Source organism: Adhaeribacter aquaticus DSM 16391, from assembly GCF_000473365.1.
GTDB lineage: Bacteria > Bacteroidota > Bacteroidia > Cytophagales > Hymenobacteraceae > Adhaeribacter > Adhaeribacter aquaticus.
Map to the genome: position 1 here is coordinate 4,074,530 of NZ_KI421517.1, position 22,828 is coordinate 4,097,357.

At 38.2% G+C, this 22,828-nt stretch carries 19 protein-coding genes; 16 read left to right on the forward strand and 3 right to left on the reverse strand.

Annotated features, from left to right (window positions below; genetic code table 11):
• Nucleotides 1-2: 2 nt before the first annotated feature.
• Together ADHAQ_RS0120295 and ADHAQ_RS0120300 are read left to right on the forward strand one after the other, a co-directional pair.
• Nucleotides 3-1,241: an aminotransferase class I/II-fold pyridoxal phosphate-dependent enzyme gene (locus ADHAQ_RS0120295; RefSeq protein ID WP_026464490.1), complete on the forward strand. Its 1,239-nt coding sequence runs from the start codon at nucleotides 3-5 to the stop codon at nucleotides 1,239-1,241.
• Nucleotides 1,242-1,341: 100 nt separating this feature from the next.
• Nucleotides 1,342-1,533: a hypothetical protein gene (locus ADHAQ_RS0120300; RefSeq protein ID WP_026464491.1), complete on the forward strand. Its 192-nt coding sequence runs from the start codon at nucleotides 1,342-1,344 to the stop codon at nucleotides 1,531-1,533.
• An 85-nt stretch (nucleotides 1,534-1,618) separates the two neighbouring features.
• Here the strand turns inward: ADHAQ_RS0120300 and tyrS are convergent, their stop codons facing one another.
• Entirely contained in the window at nucleotides 1,619-2,926 is a 1,308-nt protein-coding gene (gene tyrS / locus ADHAQ_RS0120305; protein WP_026464492.1) for a tyrosine--tRNA ligase, read from the reverse strand.
• 112 nt (nucleotides 2,927-3,038) lie between these two features.
• Here tyrS and holA point away from each other — a divergent pair, with 112 nt between their 5' ends.
• From holA to trmB, 9 genes are all read left to right on the forward strand, one after another.
• On the forward strand, nucleotides 3,039-4,082 hold the full coding sequence (gene holA / locus ADHAQ_RS0120310) for a DNA polymerase III subunit delta (RefSeq protein WP_026464493.1): 1,044 nt from the start codon (nucleotides 3,039-3,041) through the stop codon (nucleotides 4,080-4,082).
• A 176-nt stretch (nucleotides 4,083-4,258) separates the two neighbouring features.
• The gene (locus tag ADHAQ_RS26495) at nucleotides 4,259-7,309 is read left to right on the forward strand and encodes a tetratricopeptide repeat protein (RefSeq protein WP_084523921.1); all 3,051 of its coding nucleotides are present in this window, start codon (nucleotides 4,259-4,261) and stop codon (nucleotides 7,307-7,309) included.
• Nucleotides 7,310-7,333: 24 nt separating this feature from the next.
• Complete coding sequence (locus ADHAQ_RS0120320; protein WP_026464494.1) at nucleotides 7,334-9,031, forward strand: TonB-dependent receptor; 1,698 nt, start codon at nucleotides 7,334-7,336, stop codon at nucleotides 9,029-9,031.
• Nucleotides 9,032-9,037: 6 nt separating this feature from the next.
• Nucleotides 9,038-10,255, forward strand: a complete 1,218-nt coding sequence (locus ADHAQ_RS0120325; RefSeq protein ID WP_026464495.1) for an HU domain-containing protein — start codon at nucleotides 9,038-9,040, stop codon at nucleotides 10,253-10,255.
• A gap of 1 nt (nucleotide 10,256) precedes the next feature.
• Nucleotides 10,257-10,958: a MotA/TolQ/ExbB proton channel family protein gene (locus tag ADHAQ_RS0120330; RefSeq protein ID WP_034256951.1), complete on the forward strand. Its 702-nt coding sequence runs from the start codon at nucleotides 10,257-10,259 to the stop codon at nucleotides 10,956-10,958.
• The gene (locus ADHAQ_RS0120335) at nucleotides 10,958-11,359 is read left to right on the forward strand and encodes an ExbD/TolR family protein (RefSeq protein WP_026464497.1); all 402 of its coding nucleotides are present in this window, start codon (nucleotides 10,958-10,960) and stop codon (nucleotides 11,357-11,359) included. Before ADHAQ_RS0120330 ends, ADHAQ_RS0120335 begins: the two co-directional genes overlap by 1 nt.
• A 1-nt stretch (nucleotide 11,360) precedes the next feature.
• Nucleotides 11,361-12,227, forward strand: a complete 867-nt coding sequence (locus ADHAQ_RS26500) for an energy transducer TonB (RefSeq protein ID WP_034256953.1) — start codon at nucleotides 11,361-11,363, stop codon at nucleotides 12,225-12,227.
• A gap of 12 nt (nucleotides 12,228-12,239) precedes the next feature.
• Nucleotides 12,240-13,532: a bifunctional folylpolyglutamate synthase/dihydrofolate synthase gene (locus ADHAQ_RS0120345; RefSeq protein ID WP_026464498.1), complete on the forward strand. Its 1,293-nt coding sequence runs from the start codon at nucleotides 12,240-12,242 to the stop codon at nucleotides 13,530-13,532.
• Nucleotides 13,533-13,535: 3 nt separating this feature from the next.
• Entirely contained in the window at nucleotides 13,536-14,192 is a 657-nt protein-coding gene (gene trmB / locus ADHAQ_RS0120350; RefSeq protein WP_026464499.1) for a tRNA (guanosine(46)-N7)-methyltransferase TrmB, read from the forward strand.
• A gap of 76 nt (nucleotides 14,193-14,268) precedes the next feature.
• On the opposite strand, the gene trpF is transcribed toward trmB, so the two are convergent.
• Complete coding sequence (gene trpF / locus ADHAQ_RS0120355) at nucleotides 14,269-14,889, reverse strand: phosphoribosylanthranilate isomerase (protein ID WP_026464500.1); 621 nt, start codon at nucleotides 14,887-14,889, stop codon at nucleotides 14,269-14,271.
• A gap of 235 nt (nucleotides 14,890-15,124) precedes the next feature.
• Between trpF and mnmA the strand changes: the two genes are divergently transcribed.
• Genes mnmA through ADHAQ_RS0120380 form a run of 5 tightly spaced genes read left to right on the forward strand, consistent with a single transcriptional unit; the run spans nucleotide 15,125 to nucleotide 21,743 of the window.
• A complete protein-coding gene (gene mnmA, locus ADHAQ_RS0120360) occupies nucleotides 15,125-16,234 on the forward strand; it encodes a tRNA 2-thiouridine(34) synthase MnmA (protein WP_026464501.1) in 1,110 nt (369 codons plus the stop codon).
• 3 nt (nucleotides 16,235-16,237) lie between these two features.
• Nucleotides 16,238-16,927: a hypothetical protein gene (locus ADHAQ_RS0120365; protein ID WP_026464502.1), complete on the forward strand. Its 690-nt coding sequence runs from the start codon at nucleotides 16,238-16,240 to the stop codon at nucleotides 16,925-16,927.
• A gap of 6 nt (nucleotides 16,928-16,933) precedes the next feature.
• Nucleotides 16,934-18,574 (forward strand): S8 family serine peptidase, encoded by a 1,641-nt coding sequence (locus ADHAQ_RS26505; protein WP_034256955.1) that lies wholly within the window; start codon nucleotides 16,934-16,936, stop codon nucleotides 18,572-18,574.
• Between the two features lie 47 nt (nucleotides 18,575-18,621).
• Nucleotides 18,622-19,278: a ribulose-phosphate 3-epimerase gene (gene rpe, locus ADHAQ_RS0120375; protein WP_026464503.1), complete on the forward strand. Its 657-nt coding sequence runs from the start codon at nucleotides 18,622-18,624 to the stop codon at nucleotides 19,276-19,278.
• Nucleotides 19,279-19,292: 14 nt separating this feature from the next.
• The gene (locus ADHAQ_RS0120380) at nucleotides 19,293-21,743 is read left to right on the forward strand and encodes a TonB-dependent receptor (RefSeq protein ID WP_084523923.1); all 2,451 of its coding nucleotides are present in this window, start codon (nucleotides 19,293-19,295) and stop codon (nucleotides 21,741-21,743) included.
• On the opposite strand, the gene ADHAQ_RS26510 is transcribed toward ADHAQ_RS0120380, so the two are convergent.
• The gene (locus ADHAQ_RS26510; RefSeq protein ID WP_034256958.1) at nucleotides 21,740-22,612 is read right to left on the reverse strand and encodes a DUF2911 domain-containing protein; all 873 of its coding nucleotides are present in this window, start codon (nucleotides 22,610-22,612) and stop codon (nucleotides 21,740-21,742) included. The two genes, ADHAQ_RS0120380 and ADHAQ_RS26510, sit on opposite strands and share 4 nt — an antisense overlap.
• Between the last annotated feature and the right edge of the window lie 216 nt (nucleotides 22,613-22,828).

The window sequence follows — 22,828 nt, forward strand, 5'->3', positions numbered from 1 at the left end:
TAGTGGATTTATTTGAAAAATTATTAGCCAACCGCGGCCCGTTAGGAAGCCACTCACATTATGCTCATGGATATTTTACTTTCCCAAAATTAGAAGGTGAGATTAAGCCCCGAATGATTTTTAGAGGGAAAGAGGTTCTTACCTGGAGTTTAAATAATTATTTAGGATTAGCAAATCATCCGGAAGTACGCCGGGTGGATGGAGAGGCTGCGGCTCAGTACGGAATGGCATTACCCATGGGGGCCCGTATAATGTCTGGTAACTCTAATTTACATGAAAAATTAGAAGCAGAATTAGCCAGCTTTGTACAAAAAGAAGATGCTTTCTTACTGAATTTTGGTTACCAGGGGGTTGTTTCTATTATTGATGCCCTGGTAGATCGTCATGATGTAATTGTGTATGATGCTGAATCACATGCCTGTATTATTGATGGCGTAAGATTACATCAAGGAAAGAGATTTGTTTACACTCATAATAATATAGAGAATCTTGAGAAACAGTTACAACGGGCTACACGCTTAGTTGGAGAAACAGGTGGAGCTATATTGGTAATTACCGAAGGTGTTTTCGGGATGTCAGGTAATTTAGGTAACCTGCCGGCCATAGTAGCTTTAAAAGAAAAGTATAATTTCCGGTTAATGATTGATGATGCGCACGGTTTTGGAACGCAGGGCACAACAGGCGCTGGAACCGGCGAACATTTTGGGGTTCAGGATCAAATAGATATTTACTTCTCCACTTTTGCTAAATCAATGGCCAGTATTGGAGCGTTTGTAGCTGGTCCGGAGCAGGTTATAGAGTATTTACGGTATAACATGCGTTCTCAAACCTTTGCCAAATCTTTACCAATGCCTTTGGTAGTAGGCGCTTTAAAACGTTTAGAATTACTCCGGACCCAGCCAGAACTAAAAGACAAGCTTTGGGAAATTACTAATGCCTTACAGGATGGTTTGCGGGCTCGTGGTTTCGACTTAGGTACTACTCAATCGTGTGTAACTCCGGTTCTGTTAAAAGGCCAGATTCCGGATGCAACTGCTTTAACTTTAGACCTACGTGAAAATTACAATATTTTCTGTTCTATAGTAGTTTACCCGGTTGTTCCTAAGGATGTTATTATGTTGCGGTTAATACCTACTGCTGTTCATACACTGGAAGATGTAGAAGAGACAATCTTGGCATTCGAAAAAATTGCTCAAAAGTTAGATAAAGGGTTATATTCTAAATCTCAAGTGCCTGCTTAACCGTAGAATAGGGTAAAAAAATACGTATTTTTTGCTTCTAATTCAATATTTACTATATTAGAGCGATTAAATACATTGTTCCACACATAATTAAAAACGAATGAGCAACCCTAACAAGTTTAGCCAGGTAAAAGATTTAGTAATGTCTTTAGAAGGTGATTTTGAAAAGTTCTATGAAAAAGGCAATTCTGCTGCAGGAACTCGGATCCGTAAAGGCTTACAAGATCTGAAAAACTTATCTCAGGATTTGAGAAAAGAAGTGCAAGACATGAAAAACGCTAAAAGCGAATAAGTTAGAAAGATTAACATTCCTCACAAATAAAAAAGTGACCAGAATATGGTCACTTTTTTATTTTAACTTGAGTAGGAGTAGTGAATTACGCTTCTACAGATACTAAATAATAGTTCTTTTTTCCTTTTTGTACGACCAGGTACTTGCCGTGCAACAATTCAAAATCATTAACGGCTTCAGCTAATTCTACTTTTTTACGATTTACCAACACCCCGCCATTTTGAACCATGCGTTTCGCTTCCCCTTTGGATTCAAATATTTTACTTCCTGTTGTTTCCGAAAGTAATTCAGTAACCCCGGTAGCATTAGTAAAAGCTGATTGGGAAATTTGAATAAAAGGAACACCTTCAAATACCGAAAGAAGGATATCCTCTGATAAATTACGTAGGGACTGAATATCACCTTTACCAAATAAAATCTCAGAAGCATCTACTGCGCCCTGATAATCTGCCTCAGAATGTACCCGAATGGTTACATCTTTAGCTAAAGCTTTTTGTAATAGTCGCAGGTGAGGGGCTGCTTGATGCTCTTCTGTAATGGCATCTATTTCTTCTTTGGTTAGCAGGGAATAAACTTTAATAAGTTTCTCTGCTTCTTCATCCGATAAATTTAGCCAGAACTGGTAAAATTTATAGGGCGAAGTTAAATTAGGATCTAACCAAATATTTCCGCCTTCCGATTTTCCAAATTTCGTACCGTCAGATTTAGTAACCAGTTTGCCTACTAGTGCATAGGCTTTCCCACCATCCATCCGCCGAATTAATTCGGTACCCGTGGTAATATTTCCCCATTGATCAGAAGCACCCATTTGCAGCAGTACGTTTTTGTTTTTGTACAAATGGTAAAAATCATACCCCTGAATTAACTGATAAGCAAATTCAGTATAGGATAAACCTTCCGCCCGATCTCCATCTTCGTCAGCATTTATCCGTTTTTTAACAGAATCCTTGCTCATCATGTAATTTACAGTTAAGTGTTTACCTATTTCCCGTAAAAAACCTAAAAAGCTGAATTCTTTAAACCAATCGTAATTATTTACAATTTCGGCTGAGTTGGCACCACTTTCAAAATTCAGAAACTTCTCAAGTTGTTTCCGGATTCCTGCCTGATTGGCTTGTAGTATCTCTTCGGATAATAAATTTCTTTCCGCTGATTTACCGGAGGGGTCGCCGATCATACCGGTGGCACCACCTACCAGCGCTATGGGTTTATGTCCGGCTCTTTGCAAATGCACCAAAAGCATGATAGTTGCCAGGTTTCCAATATGCAAAGAGGCTGCCGTAGGATCGAAACCTATATACCCGGTGGTCATTTCTTTGGCGAGTTGTTCTTCTGTGCCTGGCATGAAATCATGCAGCATGCCCCGCCATCTTAATTCTTCAATTAGGTTCATGTAAAGTATTTAAACAGGAGAATACCCCTGCACATTTATTTATTACAAATTAACGGTACAAAGATATTAGTCTTTATTTGTTAGTTGTAAGGCCTTGGTATAATTTTGTTTTATGACGGCAGAAGAAATATTACAGAAGCTAAAAAACAAGCAATACGCACCCATTTATTTTTTACAAGGCGAGGAACCTTATTATATAGATTTAATAGCCAATTATATTGAAGCAAATGTACTTTCTGAAAGCGAAAAAGGATTTAATCAAGTTGTTCTGTACGGAAAGGATGTAGAGGTAAGTACGGTTTTATTACAAGCCAAGCGTTACCCAATGATGGCAGAAAGGCAGGTTGTTATTGTAAAAGAAGCCCAGACCATTTCTGATATTGATAAAGAAGCTGGAATTAAACAGTTAGAGGCTTATTTTCAAAATCCGTTACCCTCTACCATACTGGTTTTTTGTTACAAACATAAGGTGCTGGATGGCCGGAAATCGTTTGCCAAAACAGTAAACAAACATGCTGTTTTATTAACTACCAAAAAACTGTATGATAATCAGGTGCCGGCCTGGATTAACAGTTATATAAAATCCCAAAGCCTGCAGATCAGCCAAAAGGCCACCATGTTGCTGAGTGAATACATAGGAGCTGATATTTCCAGATTGGCAAATGAAATAGATAAACTAGCCATCAATTTAAAAGCTGGTCAAACTATTGATGAACACCTGGTACAAGAGAATGTTGGTATAAGTAAGGACTACAATATTTTTGAATTGCAGACTGCTTTAATAAATCAGGATGTTTTAAAAGCAAACCGGATTGTAAATTATTTTGAAGCTAACCCCAAGAATAATCCCCTTATACCCAATATAACGCTGCTGTTTTCATTCTTTACCAAGTTATTATGTTTGCATGCCTCACCCGATAAGTCAGAAAGCGCCATCAGTAAAAGCTTAGGTAACCGCAGCTTTTTAGTAAAAGAGTATTTACAAGCCATGCGTATATATAACTACGCCCGAACCGTGCAAAATATACATTTTTTACGGATAGCCGATTTGCAAAGCAAAGGGATAGAAGGCGGCAACCTTTCCGAAGGCGATATTTTAAAAGAATTAGTTTTTAAAATATTACATCCTATTCCGACAGATGTTTTAGCTGAATAGCCAATATTATATACTTGCCAACCGTTATATTGCCAGATCGGCTTCTAACCTAGTTGTTGATAACTATTTTCCTCCAGGAGCCGACAAAACAAATAAAACTGCTATTCAGCGTTCTTTTTTTTATTATTTTTGAAAGCATTGTTGGCTTCTAGCCGGATTAAGCCCTAATCTTTGGTATGAATAAATTCCATAAAATTATTATTACATCGGCCTTGGTAAGCGGAGCGCATTTTGCTCAGGCGCAGCATACTCAGGTTTTTACTTCACAAGAACGTTTTTTTCAGGAAGGTTTAGAATTGTTTGACCGGCAGCAATATGGAGCTGCACAGCAAGCTTTTGCCAATTATGTAAGCCTGACGAAAGGTGATGCCAGAACAGTTGATGCCCAGTATTATTATGCCGTAAGTGGGTTACACCTTTTACATGGCGATGCGGAGCATTTGATATTAGCCTTTGCCACTGCGCACCCCACTCATCCCAAAGCAACTTTGGCTTTTTATGAGTTAGGGCTTTATCATTTTAATAAAAAGAATTACAATAAAACCATAGAATACCTGGAAAAGGTACCTCTAAAAGAATTAGATGCCAAACAAGTACGAGAAGCAGAATTTAAACTGGCTTATTCTTATTTTACTAATAAGGATTTTAAAAAAGCCAAAGTGCTTTTCGATCGGAATAAAACCGGCGAACACAACTATGTATATGCCTCTAATTACTATGCTGGTTACATAGCTTACCGTAACGGGGATTATGCCAACGCTAAAAAGGATTTACGGGTAGCTGAAAAAAATGCTGCTTACAAACAGGTCGTCCCTTTTATGCTTACCGAAATTCTTTACAAGGAAGGAAATCTAAACGAGGTAATTTCTTATGGGGAGCAAACTTTGTCGGGAAAAGCCCAGCCGCAGAGTGCCGATGAGATTCGCTTATTAGTAGGAGATGCTTATTTTCAGCGAAATGATTATGCAAAGGCTAATGTTTATTTTAAAGAATACGCAAAAGGCAAACGTAGTATAGAAAACACCATTGAATACAAATTAGGCTTTACTGATTATAAAGTTGGGGATTACCCGGGGGCTATCAATTACTTAAAAAATGTAGCCTTACAAAAAGATTTAACCGGACAAAATGCTGCTTACCATCTGGGTTTAAGTTACTTAAAAGAAGGCAACAAACCTTTTGCTTTAACTGCATTTGACCAAAGCCGGAAACTAGAATTTGATAAAAATCTTACTGAATCTTCTTATTTGAAATATGCCCAACTAAACTACGAATTGGGCAGGTATAATGAAGTAATTGCCGCTTTGGCTGAATTTAACAAAAAATTTCCTAAGTCTAAATTAGCTGGAGAGGCCGATGATATTTTAAGTGAATCTTATTTAAACTCTAATGATTATCCGCAGGCCATCCGGCACATTGAAAGTTTAAGCCACCGGAGCGACCGCATTAACCAGACTTACCAACGGGTTACTTATTACCAGGCTGTAAATTTATTTAACGACAGCCGGTTTCAGGAAGCAGTAGCCATGCTGGATAAATCTTTACAACATTCTTATGACAATGAAATAAAAGCTGCCAGTTATTTCCTGAAAGGAGAAGCTTATTCTATCGCTCAGCGCTATAACGATGCTATTAATAGTTATGCTTCTGTTTTCCGGACTGCCAATTCCAATAAGACCGACTATTATTCTAAAACAAGATATGGAATAGGGTATGCTTATTACAACAGTAAGCAATATGATAAAGCTATTCCGCATTTTAGAGCCTACGTTTCCGAAAATGAAGGGAAAGCAGGTAATCCAAATGTGAACGATGCTCTTATCCGGTTAGGCGATTGCTATTATATAGCCAAGGATTACGGGCAGGCATTAAGTCTTTACGAAAAAGCTATTTCTCAGAATGCCATTGATGCCGATTATGCCTACTTCCAAAGAGGTGTTATTTTCGGATTGACAAACCGCCGCGAACAGGCAACGGAAAGTTTACGAACTTTATTAAGTAAATACCCAAAATCCCAATATGCGGATGAAGCTATTTACCAACGGGCACAATTAGATTTTGAAACTGGAAATTATACCGCAGCTGTGGCAGGTTTCTCAGATTTAATAAATAATAAACCTTCTAGCCGGTTGGTACCAAATGCCTTACAAAAAAGAGGTTTGGCTTATAATAACCTGCGAAAATCGAATGAGGCTATTGCCGATTTTAAACGGGTTTTAACTGATTTTCCTACATCCAAAATTGCCCCAAACTCTTTATTTAGTTTGCAGGAGTCGTTAGCCGCAAATAATCAATCCGAAAGCATTGACCCTTATGTAGCACGGTTTAAGTCTGCAAATCCAGACAACAATGCTGTAGAAAGTATTGAGTTCGAGTCGGCTAAAGCTCTTTACTTCAATGAAAAGTACGCACAAGCCATTACCAAATTAGAGGCTTATATAAAAACATATCCGGATAATGTATTTTCTAGTGAGGCCCGTTATTTCCTGGCCGACTCTTATTTAAGACAAAATAACAAAACAACCGCGTTAGCCAGGTTCCGGGAAGTAGTAACTGAAAATAAATCTGAATATTTAAACCGGGCAATTTTACGGGTAGCTGAACTTGAATTCGAAAATAAAAATTACCAGGAAGCTATTAAGTTTTATGACCGGTTAAGGACAGTTTCTGTTAACAAAAAAGAACAGGCAAATGCCATGGTAGGTATGATGCGCAGTTATTTTTTAATAGCTGATTACGAAAATACCAAACGATTAGCCAATGAGCTGATTGCCCAGGGTAACGCCATTTTAAATGCATACAACCCAGCCCTATTACACAAAGGAAAAGCCAGTTACGCCCAGGGTAATTTAGCTGAGGCCCAAACAGATCTAAAGGCTGCGGCTACATCAGCTACTGATGTAAATGGGGCAGAGGCTCAATACCTGATTTCTGAAATTTTATTCAAACAAAATAAATACAAGGAAGCACAAGAAGAGGCTTTAAAAGTAAATAAATCATTTGCTGCTTATGATTACTGGGTAGTAAAATCCTTTATTTTGGTTGCAGATATTTATGCTGCACAGAAAGAAACTTTCCAGGCCAAGGCTACTCTAAATTCTATCATAGAGAATGCCAGCATTCCGGAACTAGTGGAAGAAGCAAAAGCTAAATTAGCTGCTCTTGAAGCTGCAGCACCAACCACTACTACTACTACTAATACTACCAAGGAACCAGCAAAGAAGTAAGTAATGCCTAGCAATAAATTTAAAATGAATAATAAATTACGTACTACCGGACTGGCCGCTTTATGTAGCCTGGGTATATTCTGGAGTTTACCAGCGGTGGCTCAGCAGCGGAGCGGCAATTGGGGCGAAAGCAATAAATTAGAAGATGCCGAAATTGTGGTGGAGAAAAACCGGGTAAATGAATTGCCTGAAGCCAATCGTAATTTCGAAAAATTCAGAATTTCCCCAATTGAGCGGAAGCCGCAGCCAGTTGCCTATAAATTTAATGATTTTAAACTTGCTGATTTAAGCCTTAACTTACCTATACGGGTTTTAACCATTCGCCAGGAAGAACTAGCGAAACTTTATGGCAACTATGTAAAGTTAGGCGTAGGTAATTATGGCACTTCCTATGTAAAAGGCTATTTCCATAACAAGCGGGATAATCAATATTCGTATGGAGCTGATGTTTCCCATGTTTCTTCTCTTCGCGGTCCTGTAGAAAATTCCGGGGTCAGCAATTCAGGCATCAATTTATCAGGAGAAAGTTTTAGTAAAGATTTAACCTTTGGTGGCAAATTAGCCTACAGCCATGACCGTTATAATTTTTATGGCTATTCTCCTTTAAATGAAACCATAGATAAAGAAGATATTAAACAAAGGTTTAACCGGATAGGAACTGGCCTTTATTTTCACAATAATCAGTCAGGTGGCCCATTCCGCCTTTCAGGAGGATTAGGGTTTGATTACTTCAGTAACTACTACTCAGCCAGAGAAAGTAATATAAAGTTTGATTTAGGTACCACGTATGCGCTGGACAAATCCTCAGCTATTAAAATAGATGCAGATGCTTCTTTTATTAATTATAAAGATGTAAACAGCCAAAACCGTTCGTATTTTAGATTAAAGCCCGTTTATGAGCGCACCACGGATAACCTGATTTTGACTTTGGGTGCCACGGTAGGTTATACGAATGATACCTTAAAAACAACCCGTAGTTTTAACCTTTATCCGAATGTGCGGGTGGCTTATGAGCTGGTTGATGATAAATTCCAGGTTTTTGCCGGAGTGGGCGGTGATTTAGAAAGAGTTTCTTTATTTCGTTTAACACAGGAAAATCCTTTCTTAAACCAAAATGTAGCAGTAGCTGATGTAAATAAAGTGCTTGATTTCTACGGTGGTATAACCGGTAGTTTAAGCAGCAGCTTTCAGTTTGCAGGACGGGCTGCTTACCAGAGTTATCGTAATTTATATTTCTTTAATAATAGCCCGGTTGATTCTGCAAAATTTGACTTGGTTTATGATAATGGTACTACCAAAGTTATTAGCTTTTCCGGTGATTTAACCTATAGCCAGTCAGACCGTTTCCGTATGGGGGTTAAAGCAGCTATAAACCAATATACTACCGATTTACTTGTAAAACCATTCCATCGTCCGACTTTCCAGGGTAATTTATATAGTACCTATAATCTTAATGATAAAATAAATATTCAGGCAGATCTTTACTATATTAGCAGTACCTTTGGGCAGGTAGTAAGGAATTTAAATTCAATACTTCCTACCACAGTGCTGAAAGAAACGGATGATATTGTTGATTTAAATTTAAAAGCAGATTACCGTTTTTCAGATAAATTTTCAACATTTGTAATGGCAAATAATATTCTGGGACAATCGTACCAGCGGTTTGTCAATTATCCAAATAAAGGTTTTCAAGTAATAGCCGGTATATCTTATTTATTTTAGTAAAGCATGATCCAGGAGCATATTCATAAATTGTTGTTTGAACATGATTGTGTTATTATACCAGATTTTGGTGGTTTAATAACGCATTATGAACCTGCCCGGATTCACCCTATAAAGCATACCTTTTTACCACCTTCCAAAAGAATTGCTTTTAATGAAAAGCTAAAACTGAACGATGGCTTATTAATCAGCACCTTGGCTTATGATAAACATCTTTCACCGGAAGACGCCCATAATAGGGTAAGTGAATTTGTTTTTAATATTCAGGAAGAGTTAAAACAAAATCAGCGGTTTGAATTCAAAGGTATCGGTATCTTTAAACTTAATTCGGAGCATAAACTAGAGTTTGATTACATACCTTCTGATAATTTTTTAGAAGATAGTTTTGGTTTACCAGAGTTGTTATCTAAGCCGGTTATATCTACTGATGTTACAACGGGTTTACGGACTATATTAAAAGAAAAACAAAACCAAGAGGCTACCTCTACAACTAAACCTACCTTACGCCGGCGCGTGCGCAGGTTGTACGACATGGCTGCTGTTATGGCTATATCAGGTTTAACCGTTGGAGCATTATATTTTTTATCGCTTCAAACAGATTATGATTTAAGTTCATTAAACTTTTTAACTGCTTTCAACAGTTTTAACGAACCTGCCTTAACGAAGGCCGCTCCAGTTTTACCAGATCTTGAATCAGCTTCCAATATGGTTAAACTTCCGGAAGAGTTACCTCAAGTGGAAGAAGTCTTTCCAACAGAAGCTCTGGCAGATTCGGCAGCATTACTGCCTTCTGCAACAGAAAGTGAATTACTTCCTGTCAAAAAAGAGGAAGTTTCAGATAAGCCTCAAGAAATAGCTTCTGCTGAGAAAATTACTCCAGAAACAGGTTTAAGTGGAATCAATACACAAACAAGAATTAGTAATATAGAAAACGCTAGTCTGGTTGAAGTTAAAAAATCAGAAAAGCCATTTATTCCTATAATTAATAAAGAAACTTCTCGTTTCTATATTATTGCCGGTGGTTATTCAAGCTTGAAAAATGCCGAAAGAAGCCGGAAATATATTTTTGGAAGCCCTGAAGCGAGTAAAATAATTTTACCATTTCACGGAGGCAAATTACATCGTGTTTCCGTAGCTGATTTTTCCCAGAAAGACCTGGCCTTGGCTAGCCTACCTACTTTAAGAAAAAAATTCGGAAATAATATTTGGATACTTAATTACTAATATGCACTTCACTTTATTACAAATTGCTACCGGAGCCGATAGCACAAATTCTGTTACTGCCGGTAATGCGGCACCGGAGCCTATTTCCCTTTTAGATTTAGCTATGGCCGGTGGCTGGGCTATGATTCCATTAGTAGTTTTGTCTATAGCAGGCATCTACATTTTTGTGGAACGTTTTTTGGCCTTAAAAAAGGCAGAATCTTCCAGTTCTACCATGTTCGTTGACAAAATTAAAGGTATGGTTTTGGCAGGGGATGTTACCGGAGCCCGGTTATTGTGCGCCCAAACCAATACACCTGTATCCCGGATGTTAAGTAAAGGTATTTCCAGAATAGGTAATCCTTTAAAAGATATTGAAGCAGCTATTGAAAATGTAGGTAAAATTGAAGTTAGTGCTTTAGAAAAAAATCTTTCGGCTTTAGCTACAGTAGCTGGAGCGGCGCCTATGATGGGTTTCCTGGGCACTGTAACGGGTATGATCCAGGCGTTTATTGCCATAGCTCAGGCAGAAGGTTCGGTTAGTCCTAAATTATTATCGAGCGGTATTTACGAAGCAATGGTAACGACAGCCGCTGGTTTAATAATTGGTTTACCGGCTTATGTAGGTTATAATTACCTGGTTTCTAAAATGGATAAAATTGTTCATTCCATGGAATACAGCGCTATAGAATTTATGGATTTACTTCAGGAACCACAGTTATAATGAATTTTAGGTCTAAAAATAGAGTTAATCCGGAATTCAGTATGTCATCCATGACAGATATTATATTTCTGTTATTGATATTCTTTATGCTGACTTCCAGTTTTGTAACACCTTCTGGTTTACCGGTTAGTTTACCTTCTAGTAAGGCATCTGCTATTGTAATGCAAAAAATCAGTGTTACCATTACACCTGACCTCAAGTATTATGTTAATGAAAAACCAGTTCCATTAGAAAATATAGAAGGAGAATTACAAAACTTATTAACGGGAACTGCACAAGGGGAAGGAGTTGTTGTTTTACACGTAGACAAGACGGTACCAGTTGAACATTTAGTAAAAGTAGCTGGTATTGCTACGGAATTAAAAGCGAAAGTAACCTTGGCTACTTTGCCAACAGAATAATATGGAAATTACCAGCCAGGAAAAAAAAGATAAACGCACCGCTTTAGCAGTAAGCATTATTTTTCATGCATTACTGCTATTGTTGTTGTTTTACCTGATTGCTTGGCGTGCCCCAAATCCTCCGTTAGAGGAATATGGCATAGAAATGAATTTTGGTACAGATGCAATGGGAAGTGGCGAATTGCAAAGTACGGCAACTGCTAACGAGTCTCCGAACAGAGAAGATAGCAAACCCGCTCCCAAAACAGTAGATCCGGTAAAACCGGAAGTACAACCTCAACCAAGTGTATCAAAGGCTCAGCCAGAACCGGTAGTAACGGCCAATAACGACAATGAAGTTTCCTTTAAAAAAGAGGAAACCAAGCCTAAGCCAGAGCCTCCTAAAAAAGAAGAAGTAAAAGTGGTTGAGAAACCAGCTGCTTTATATTCCGGAAAAACTAAAACAGAAACCAGTGGTAATGGTTCTGCCGGAGTTAGTAATAAACCAACTGGTAATAATAACGGGGACGATGCCGGAGCTGTTGGTGATAAAGGTGATCCGGAAGGCAAAGTAGATGCGCGAAACTTATATGGCAAACCGGGTGGCGGGGGCGGTGGTCCCAGCCTGAATATGCCCGGCTGGCGCTATGATGTTCGTCCGAAAGAAGACCCTTACGAAAACGAATCGGGTAAAATTGTATTCCGGATAACCATAGACTCCAATGGCGATATCGAAAACCTTCAGGTTGTAGAAAGTAACGTGGCTCCTCAGGTAGTACAATGGTACCGCAATGAAGTTTACAAAACCTCTTTTAGTAGAACAAGCAGCAAAACTCCTACCGATCGGGGAGCAACTGGTACCATAACATTTATCATTCGCTCCCGGTAAAATATTTAGTATATGACTTACCAGGAATGTATAGAATACTTATACAACCAACTGCCCATGTTTCACCGCGTGGGCAGTAGTGCTTTTAAGAAAGGCTTAGATAATACTGTAGCATTACTTGCGGCATTGGAGAACCCTCAACATAGATTTAAATCTGTTCATATTGCCGGCACAAACGGAAAAGGTAGTAGCTCCAACATGCTCGCGGCTATCCTGCAATCTGCCGGTTATAAAACGGGCTTATATACGTCCCCACATTTAAAGAGCTTTACTGAGCGCATAAAAATTAATGGAATAGATATTCCAGAAGATTATGTGGTAAATTTTGTTGCCCGACAGCAGAATTTATTTGAAGTAATTCAACCGTCATTTTTTGAAATGACGGTAGCCCTGGCTTTTCAATATTTTGCTGATGAGCAAGTGGATATAGCCATTATAGAAGTGGGTTTAGGTGGGCGTTTAGATTCAACTAACATTATAACACCCTTAGTTTCGCTTATTACTAATATCAGCCTGGACCACCAGAATTTACTTGGTAACGATTTGACTACCATAGCCGGAGAAAAAGCCGGGATCATTAAACCTGAAATACCAGTAGTTATTAGTAAACGGCAACCTGAGGTAGCAGAGGTTTTTCAAAAAGTAGCGGCTTCAAAAAATGCAGCCATAACATTTGCTGATGAAGTTTTTAAAGTAGTACCTAAGGCTAATTACCTGCATTCACAAGTTATTGATGTTTATAACCAGGAAAAGCTTTATTTATCTGATTTAGAAGTTGCCCTAAGCGGAATATACCAGCAGTTCAATTTACCCGGTGTTTTACAGGTAACTTCGCATTTGAATAATTTTAATTATGCGGTTTCCGAAGAAAATATCAGGGATGGATTAAAAAATATTCTGAAGTTAACAGGCTTTAAAGGGCGCTGGCAAATTTTGTCGAACAACCCTTTAACTATTTGTGATACAGGACATAATGAGGACGGAATTAAACAGGTACTTGCACAGCTAAATCTTTTACAAGCTCCACAGGTGCATATGGTTTTGGGAATGGTAAAAGATAAAGACATTACTACCATCCTACAATTATTACCTGATCATTATGTGTATTATTTTTGCCAGGCCACTATACCAAGAGCAATGCCAGCCAGTGAATTGGAAGAATTAGCCAGGGAATTTAATTTAATAGGAAAAAGTTATCCGGATGTAAATCAGGCTCGGATTGCCGCTGAGGAAATGGCCGGCCCGGGAGATATTATTTTTATAGGCGGAAGTACCTTTGTGGTAGCCGAAATTGATGGATTGTAAAAAATGGGACGATCGAAATTAGAAAAATTTAAAATTATTGCAGAACGGGATAATATAATAGAGCCGGGTAAAGAGCTTTTTGAAAAATTAGGAGGTAAATGGAAATCCGAATTTTTTAAAAATGACCATGAGCTAGTGCTTGAAGTCGGTTGTGGGAAAGGTGATTATACCATCGGAATGGCGAACCTGTTTCCGAAAAAGAATTTTATTGGAGTAGATATAAAAGGATCCCGGTTGTGGAAGGGCAGTACATTAGCGGAAGAAGGTGGTTTACATAATGCGGCTTTCCTCCGGAATTTTATTGAGAATTTAGGAGCAAGTTTTGCCCCCCAAGAAGTTGATGAACTTTGGATTACTTTTCCAGATCCACGGCCTAAAAAAGGGGATGAAAAAAGGCGTTTAACTTCTGAAAGATTTTTAAAAATTTATGAAGCTTTAGTAAAACCAGAAGGAATTATACATTTTAAAACGGACAACCAGGAGCTGTTTGAGTTTACCCTGGAGCTGTTGCAAAAGCGTAAAGCAAAAAATCTCTTATTTACCTTTGACTTATATAATTCCGATTTGCAGCACCATACCCTTAGTATCCAGACAACTTATGAGAAAAAGTTTTTAGCTGAAGGTTTAACCATTAAGTACCTGCAATACACGAATATTTAAAATAATAAAAGCCCTTTTTCCGGAGAAAAGGGCTTTTATTATTTTAAATATTTTAAAGATTTTTTCCTTGAAAAGGTTATTCTTCCAGTAATTCTAAAATATCAGCTAATTCATCAAAGTTTTTTAAGCCTGGTTTTATTTCATGCCCGCCTTTTAATGCCAAACCTCTTGGGTTAATATTTTCTAACACTGTAAAAACATTTTCTTTGTGCAAGCCAAACCCAAGTAAAATAGGAAATTCGTTTGCTAAATCCTTTAACAACTGAATGTTGGTTTCGTCTATCTCTTCAAAATCTTTAGAATCAAGTAAAAAATAATCTACATGGCTCTGGTAAAGAGCTAGCATCTCCATTAGATCTGTTTCAATGGTATCCTTGTCAATCAAAATCCGCTGAATTATAGGTAATTCTATATTAACTATATCATCCAGAAAATAAGTAGAATTAAGTTGAACCATGTCAAGAGCACAGGATTGGGCTATTTCGTTTATGGTTTCTACAGGTACTTTTTCAAACTCACCAGCAAATTGTACGCCGGCCAACCAACCAGCAATTTCTTTAACTTCAGTTGGCTTTAAGAAACCTTCTTTTCCTTCGGTCAGGCAAAAGCTGATTATGTCGGCTCCCATACCGGCACAATAACGTGCATCACTTAAATTGTTAATATTTGTTACAGCTACTAATGTCTTTAATGCCATTGTTTTATATTTCTCTGTTTAAGTAATACTTTAGTTTAATATAATTGTTGCTTTTGCCTGGTAAAGGTAAAATAGTATTGATTTATTTAAATAAAAAAATATAATTTACTTTAAGAAAAACCAACCCGAAAGCTTTTCAAAAATTAAAAAGATGTTGTTAAACCTATATTACTCATTCGTTGTTGGTATATTTGCACTTTGTTTTAATTGAATTTAAGAATTTAAGTTTTTATACATGAGTAAGTTAGGAAGGGTATTGGTAGCTATGAGTGGAGGTATAGACTCATCAGTAGCTGCCGTGATGCTTCATGAACAAGGATACGAAGTAGTAGGAATGACCATGAAAACCTGGGATTATGCTTCTTCTGGTGGAAATAAAAAAGAAACTGGCTGCTGTAGCCTAGATTCTATTAATGATGCCCGTAATATTGCAGTAAGTTTAGGTTTTCCGCATTACATTATTGATATCCGGGAAGAATTTGGAGATTATGTAATTAATCATTTTACAGACGAATATATTGCCGGAAGGACTCCTAATCCGTGTGTGTTATGCAATACCCATATAAAATGGGATTCTTTATTGCGTCGGGCAGATAAATTAGATTGTGAATTTATCGCTACTGGGCATTATGCTAACCTGCGGGAAGAGAATGATCGGTTTGTTATTTCTAAAGGGTTAGACGAAAATAAAGACCAGTCTTATGCGCTTTGGGGAATTTCTCAGCAAAGTTTGAGCCGTACTATGTTTCCTTTGGGTAATTTAAGAAAAACCCAAATTAGGGAAATGGCTATAGAACGCGGTTTTAATGAATTGGTGCAAAAACCTGAATCTTATGAGATATGTTTTATTCCGGATAACGACTACAGAGGGTTTCTTAAGCGTCGGGTAACTGGCCTGGAAGCAGAAGTAGCTGGCGGTGAATTTGTGATGGAGGATGGAACGGTAGTGGGGAAACACGAAGGCTACCCTTTCTATACAATTGGTCAACGTAAGGGGTTAGGTATTGCTTTAGGTTTTCCGGCTTATGTTACCCGTATTGAAAAAGAAAACAATCGGGTGGTTTTAGGAAACTATGACGACTTGGCCAAAAACGGCATGCGAGTTGGTAAATTAAATATGGGTAAATATGTTGATTTACTAGGCCGTCCTACGTCTTCCATTACAAAAGTACGTTACAACGATCCGGGTACGGAAGCCGTAATTGAGCAGGTTGAAGATAAAATGCTGGTGAATTTTAACAGAGGGGTACACGCCATTGCACCCGGACAGGCAGCAGTTTTCTATGAGGGCAACGATGTTATTGGCGGTGGTTGGATAGAAGCCAGCTACAAAATCGATGAATAATATATGTTTAGAAATTTAATAGCCTTCCTATTTTTAAGCCTGATCTGTTGGGGTTGTGCGGAAGAAATTCAATTTTCTGGCGTAAAAACTGACCAACAGTATTATCCTGTAAAGGTAGGGAGCTATTGGATTTATGATGTTAGTGAAACTAAGGTTTCTAATAATGTGGCCGATTCTTCGGTTAAATACCAGGTGAGGAATTTAATTACTGACACCTTTACCAATTTAGAAAATGAACTTACTTATCAGGTAATACAATCCAGAAGAGTAAATGCCAGTGAAGCTTGGGGGAAAGACACGGTTGTTTTAATTAACAAATATCAAAACAATGTCCGGGTTACTAAAAACAATAAAAAAGTAATTGCCTTAATATTCCCGGTAAAAGAAGGTAAAACCTGGAATTCAAACGCCTTTAACAGTAGTGAAGAGCAGGAATTTATGTTTGAAAAGGTTAATGCTTCTTTCAAACTTAATAATATTGTTTATGATTCAACCTTAACGGTGCGGCAAGCTGAAGCGGACGATATAAAACTGGAAGACTCCTATGAGGTTTATGCCCCCAGAACAGGGCTAATATATAAAAAGCAGCAGCTTTATGAATATTACAACGTTAGTGGCAGGTTTGATCGTAATATAATTGTAAGGGGATTAAAACGAATTTACAAACTAAATTCGTTTCAATCAGGAAACTAAGGGTTCATGAAGAATTTATTTTTTTTGTTTTTATTGTTTTACCTGATCGTACCTGCAGTTGCTCAGCAACCCGGAAGTGGGGCCAGAAAACATTTAATTTATTTTAAGGACAAAGAAAATACACCATTCTCAACTAGTCAACCAGAAAAATACCTATCTGGCCGCGCCATTGCCCGCCGGCAGAAACAAAATATCACTTTAACCAAAAGAGATTTTCCGGTTAATCCAACGTATGTGGCCGGTTTAAAGAATAGCGGAGCCGAAATCTGGTACACCTCCAAATGGTTTAATGCGGCTGTTGTGTATTGCGATTCAACGATTTTAGCCCGTTTAACTAAACTTCCTTTTGTTAGATCCGGCAAAACACTTAGCCGAAAAGCAACTGTACCTCGACCAGGTAACAGTAATGGGGCAAAAATTAGCGAAAATGTCCGTTTGCGTACCACCTTAGACCGGAAAGATTATGGATTGGCGTTTAATCAAGCCAATATGATAGGAGCAGTTGATTTACACAATAAGGGCTACCATGGTGAAAATATGTTTGTGGCCGTATTTGACGGAGGATTTCCCGGCGTTGATCAGCAACCTGCTTTTGCGCATTTATTCCAGGAAAATAGGTTAAAAGGTACTTTCGATTTTGTTGATAAAGACAAAAACGTTTTTGAAAAAGATAACCATGGTACCAATGTTTTGTCTACGATGGCTGCCTATCAGCCTGGCACCTTTATTGGCACCGGATTTAAAGCAAATTATTTTTTATTTATAACCGAAGACTCCCAGGGAGAGCAACAGATTGAAGAAATTAATTGGCTCCTGGCCGCTGAATACGCCGATAGTGTGGGAGTGGATGTTATCAATTCTTCTTTGGGGTATGATGATTTTGATGCACCTTCAGTGGATTATACTTATCAGGATATGAATGGGCGTAATGCCTTGATAACCCGGGCAGCTGATTATGCCGCTTCTACAGGAATGCTGGTGGTAAATAGTGCAGGGAACGAAGGAAATAAGCCGTGGCGTTACATCAGTGCTCCGGCAGATGCAGATTCAATTTTAACAGTGGGCGCGGTAGATTCTCTGGGCCGCTTAGCATCTTTTAGTTCAGTTGGTCCTACCTTTGATGGCAGAATAAAACCAAATCTGGTGGCTCAAGGTATCTTTTCCGCTGTATTAACCCGAACAGGAGCCGTTTCAAGATCACACGGCACCTCATTTGCCAGCCCAATTTTAGCCGGTATGGCAGTATGTTTCTGGCAGGCCAACCCCCATCTTACCAATATGCAGGTAATAGATTACCTGCAACGAAGTGCCTCTAAGGCCGCAAACCCTGATAATCTGTTTGGTTACGGCATACCAAACGGGACAAAAGCCTTAGGTCTGGTAAATGAAAATAATGAAAACATTATCCTTTTTCCCAATCCTGTTCCAGGACAAAAAATTAATTTCAAGTTAACTCCGGCCTTTTTTGAAAAACAGGTTACCGTTACTGTTTTTAATATGATTGCGCAGAAAGTATTATCTAAAACCTTTTTACCTCGCAAGAATGAGGTTATTTCGTTAGATATATCTACGCTCTACCCGGGTTTGTATGGTTGCAGAATTTCAGGTAATTCAGCAAATCAAACATTAAAATTTCTCAGGTTATAATTTTAATTCTACTTTTGAATTAAAATATTTGAATATAATACTTCGCCGTGAAACCAATAATTGCGCCTTCCATTCTTGCTGCCGACTTTGCTAACATTCAGTCCGAAATTGAAATGCTTAACCAAAGCCAGGCGGAGTGGATACACATTGATGTAATGGATGGTTTATTTGTTCCTAATATCTCCTTTGGGTTTCCCATTTTAGAAGCAGTACATAAGCACGCAACAAAAACTCTAGATGTGCACCTCATGATTGCCGACCCGGGTCGTTATATTACCCAATTCAAAAATGCCGGCGCCGATGTTATCACAGTTCATGCGGAAGCGTGCACCCATATGCACCGTAATATTCAGCAAATAAAAGATTTAGGAGTTAAAGCCGGGGTGGCGCTAAATCCGCATACGCCTATTCAGGTGCTGGAAAATGTAATTGAAGAATTAGATTTAGTCCTGATAATGTCGGTTAATCCGGGTTTTGGAGGCCAGAAATTTATTCAAAATACTTATCGGAAGGTAAAAGAAACAAAACAGTTGATTGAGGCGGCTGGCTCTAAAACCTTAATAGAAATTGATGGTGGCGTAAATCAGGAAAATGCCGCTATGTTACTGCAAAGCGGAGCTGATGTTTTAGTTGCCGGTAGTTTTGTTTTCAGTTCTCCAGATCCCATTAAAACGATTTCCAGTTTAAAAGAAGTCGTTTATTGATTTAAACATACCGGATGCATTTTAAACCTTTACGGACTGTTATAACTTTATTTTTATGTTGCGCTTTTTTTGCCGGATATGCGCAAACGGCCACCGTAACTGGTAAGGTGCTATCTCCTGAAAGGCAACCCTTAGAGGGCGCTTCGGTAGGAGTACAGGCCGGTAGCCAGGGAGCACTTACCAACAATCAGGGATTTTTTAGATTAACTATACCTGCCGACCAAAACGTTGTTCTTATTATCCGATTTATTGGGTTTAAAGAACAATTTTATACCGTCCAACTAAAAAATGGCCAGACCAAAGATATTACCATAACCTTATCCAGTACAGCTGCCGCTTTACAGGCAGTTACGATTACAGGGCGCGATTCCAGTAGTACCCGTTCGGAGATAAGCATCATGCGGTTAAATCCGAAAATCACTAAAGAGTTTCCATCGCCCTTTAATGAATTTAATAAAATACTATCTACGTTGCCGGGGGTAATTAGTAATAATGAATTAACCTCTACTTATTCGGTAAGAGGGGGCAATTACGACGAGAACCTGGTTTACATTAATGGCATTGAAATTTACCGTCCGTTTTTAGTTACCAATGCCCAACAAGAAGGTTTAAGCACCGTAAATCCCGATTTAGTAGGAAATATAGAATTCTCATCAGGTGGTTGGCAACCTAAATATGGCGATAAACTTTCCTCCGTTTTAAATATAGATTACAAAAAGCCTCAGGCGTTCGGTGCTTCGGTTACGGGCAGTTTAATGGGCGGGGGAGTTCACGTAGAAGGAACTTCTGCCAACAAACGATTTACCTATTTAGCTGGTACCCGTTACAAAAACGCTCAGTTATTGTTTAATAAGGCCATTCAAACCAGTGGCAATTACCAACCAAAATTCAGTGATTTCCAAACATACCTGACTTATGATTTAAGTCAGGCAAAAGATCGTGGCAAAACCACTTTAGGTTTATTGGCTACCTTGGCCAATAATAAATATTTAGTAATACCTTCCCGGAGAGAAACTACATTTGGTACCTATAGGCAGTTTACCCGGCTGCTCGTTAACTACGAAGGTCATGAGCGGATGCAATATAATTCGTTTCAGGGGGGGGTAAATTTAAAGCACCGCTTTAATGAAAAGTTGGCAGGCGAACTGATTGTTTCGTCTCTTCATTCGCGGGAAGGTGAATACCGCAATATAGAATCGGCTTATCGCTTTAGTGATGTGGATTTAAATAATACTGCTGCCACCAACAATGAGCAGGTACGGGTACGGGAGGTAGGCTCCAGTTTTGACTATTCCCGAAATACTATGCTGGCCCGGGTATTTGCGCTGGAAAACCGCTATACCTTTCAATCTTCTGAAAATAACTTATTGCGCGGCGGTATAAAATGGAGCCGGGAACATATAGATGATAAACTAAATGAATACCGCTTTACTGATTCTGCCGATTATGTTTCTTTGAATTATTCTTATAGAACAAATATTGGGTTAAGAACAAACCGCCTTATTGGGTATTTACAACATACCCACGGGTTTGGCAACGGTAAAACACTTACTTATGGTTTACGGGGAAACTATTGGGACTACAACAAAGAATTTTTAATTAGTCCGCGGGTACAATATGCTTTTGCCGCTCCTGGTAATAAAGACCTTACTTTTAAAACTGCCGTAGGTTTATATTATCAACCTCCTTTTTATCGTGAATTACGCGATCAGGCCGGAAATTTAAATCCCCAACTTAAAGCGCAACGTTCCCTACATTTTATTGCGGGTAGTGAGTACAATTTTAAAGCCTGGAACAGAGACTTCAAATTCATTACCGAAGCCTATTATAAAAATCTTACGAACGTTGTACCTTATGAAGTAGAGAATGTAAGGCTGCGGTATTTTGCTCAGAATAATGCTAAAGCCTATGCCTATGGATTAGATGCCCGGGTTAATGGGGAATTTATAAAAGGAGCAGAATCTTGGTTTAGTTTGGGATTATTATCTACTAAAGAAAATATTGCAGGCGATTCAGCTGTTAATATAGACCCGGTAACTAAAGCTATAATAGGAAAAAAGGCCATTGAATACATCCGACGCCCTTCCGACCAACGGGTTACTTTGGGTATATTTTTTCAGGATCACATACCCAATGACCCAACTATTAAGATGTACCTGAATTTAGTATACGGATCTGGTTTGCCATTTGGGCCTCCGGGCAATGAAGCTCTTCGGAATAAATTCAATATGGCAGACTACAAGCGGGTAGATATCGGATTTTCAAAACTAATTACCTTACATGATCCTACTGATCATAATAAAGGATTAGAAAGCCTTTGGTTAAGTTTAGAGGTACTTAATTTATTAGATGCTAATAATGTGGTTTCCTATAACTACATATCGGACATCAACCAAACCACTTATGCGGTTCCTAATTACTTGTCTTCGCGGTTGATAAATTTGAGGTTTATTGCCCGGTTCTAGTTCTGAACTGTATTGCTTTTTACCCGCCATTCTTCTAAAGACCTTTCAATTTCAGGTCCCAGCTTGGTAAAGTTTTTTTCGTCTGTTTTACCAAGCTTTAATGCTTTCTTGGTTAAATTAACAGCTTGCTCAAATTCATTTTTTTGAGCTAGTAACTGCGCTTTTAACCAGCTATTATAGAAGTTCTCTTTTATCTGAAGACTTTTGTTGATCCAATCCAGAGCTAATTGATGTTCGGTATTATGCTGAATTAAGAACTGAGCCGCCTGGGCGTAAATAGTCCAGTCATCGGCCTTAGCAGCACTTAAATCAGCTTTAATGTTACTCAAGGCTTTAGCAAATACTTCAACTTCAATGGTAACCGGAATAGATAATTTTTCCCAGCTCAAAAATAAGGTGCCAGCTCTGGGACTTAGATTGTTAAAAGAATATTGCAGGTTTTCATGAAAAGAAGATTCTATTGGTTTTACAGGTACCCGCAACGCATCTTCTGCACTGTTATACCCTTCAGTGCCCCATAATTTAGTGTTTTTATTAAAAATAAGTTGCCAATTTTTGTCTTCCTGCGGCAAAACAAATAATGAATAGGTACCTGCTGGTAATGTTACCCCTAGTATTTTTACATCATCACTAAAACTTATCAAAGTTGATTCATTAGCACCGCATCGCCAAATTTGCCCGTAAGGAACTAAATTTCCCCAAACTACCCGGCCTTTCACACCCGGAGTGTGATACGTAATGGAAACATCTGTTAAACCAATAGTCTGAGAAACAGCAGCTTGTGGACTAGATTGTGGTAATCTCAGTTGAGCTTCAACAGAAAATATAAACAGGAACGAAATTAATGTTAAAATAAACGACTTTTTCATAATGCAATCGCTTGGATGAATTTTTACTTTATAGCAACCAGGTAATTCAATAAACAAGATCCCTGTAAAAATAATGCCACGAATTGCAAAATTAGTAAATATATCAAAAACTATTACAAATTTTTAAATTTTATCCATTCCCACTAATTTAATTTTGAATTTTAAAAAGGAAACTTACCTTTGCAGCATACTCATGAATAATAGCACTTCACATAG

Bases quoted from the DNA above. Each gene is read 5' to 3' on its own strand.
- ADHAQ_RS0120300 (WP_026464491.1), top strand. From the start codon at position 1,342: ATGAGCAACCCTAACAAGTTTAGCCAGGTAAAAGATTTAGTAATGTCT.
- tyrS (WP_026464492.1), bottom strand. From the start codon at position 2,926: ATGAACCTAATTGAAGAATTAAGATGGCGGGGCATGCTGCATGATTTC.
- holA (WP_026464493.1), top strand. From the start codon at position 3,039: ATGACGGCAGAAGAAATATTACAGAAGCTAAAAAACAAGCAATACGCA.
- ADHAQ_RS26495 (WP_084523921.1), top strand. From the start codon at position 4,259: ATGAATAAATTCCATAAAATTATTATTACATCGGCCTTGGTAAGCGGA.
- ADHAQ_RS0120320 (WP_026464494.1), top strand. From the start codon at position 7,334: ATGAATAATAAATTACGTACTACCGGACTGGCCGCTTTATGTAGCCTG.
- ADHAQ_RS0120325 (WP_026464495.1), top strand. From the start codon at position 9,038: ATGATCCAGGAGCATATTCATAAATTGTTGTTTGAACATGATTGTGTT.
- ADHAQ_RS0120330 (WP_034256951.1), top strand. From the start codon at position 10,257: ATGCACTTCACTTTATTACAAATTGCTACCGGAGCCGATAGCACAAAT.
- ADHAQ_RS0120335 (WP_026464497.1), top strand. From the start codon at position 10,958: ATGAATTTTAGGTCTAAAAATAGAGTTAATCCGGAATTCAGTATGTCA.
- ADHAQ_RS26500 (WP_034256953.1), top strand. From the start codon at position 11,361: ATGGAAATTACCAGCCAGGAAAAAAAAGATAAACGCACCGCTTTAGCA.
- ADHAQ_RS0120345 (WP_026464498.1), top strand. From the start codon at position 12,240: ATGACTTACCAGGAATGTATAGAATACTTATACAACCAACTGCCCATG.
- trmB (WP_026464499.1), top strand. From the start codon at position 13,536: ATGGGACGATCGAAATTAGAAAAATTTAAAATTATTGCAGAACGGGAT.
- trpF (WP_026464500.1), bottom strand. From the start codon at position 14,889: ATGGCATTAAAGACATTAGTAGCTGTAACAAATATTAACAATTTAAGT.
- mnmA (WP_026464501.1), top strand. From the start codon at position 15,125: ATGAGTAAGTTAGGAAGGGTATTGGTAGCTATGAGTGGAGGTATAGAC.
- ADHAQ_RS0120365 (WP_026464502.1), top strand. From the start codon at position 16,238: ATGTTTAGAAATTTAATAGCCTTCCTATTTTTAAGCCTGATCTGTTGG.
- ADHAQ_RS26505 (WP_034256955.1), top strand. From the start codon at position 16,934: ATGAAGAATTTATTTTTTTTGTTTTTATTGTTTTACCTGATCGTACCT.
- ADHAQ_RS0120380 (WP_084523923.1), top strand. From the start codon at position 19,293: ATGCATTTTAAACCTTTACGGACTGTTATAACTTTATTTTTATGTTGC.
- ADHAQ_RS26510 (WP_034256958.1), bottom strand. From the start codon at position 22,612: ATGAAAAAGTCGTTTATTTTAACATTAATTTCGTTCCTGTTTATATTT.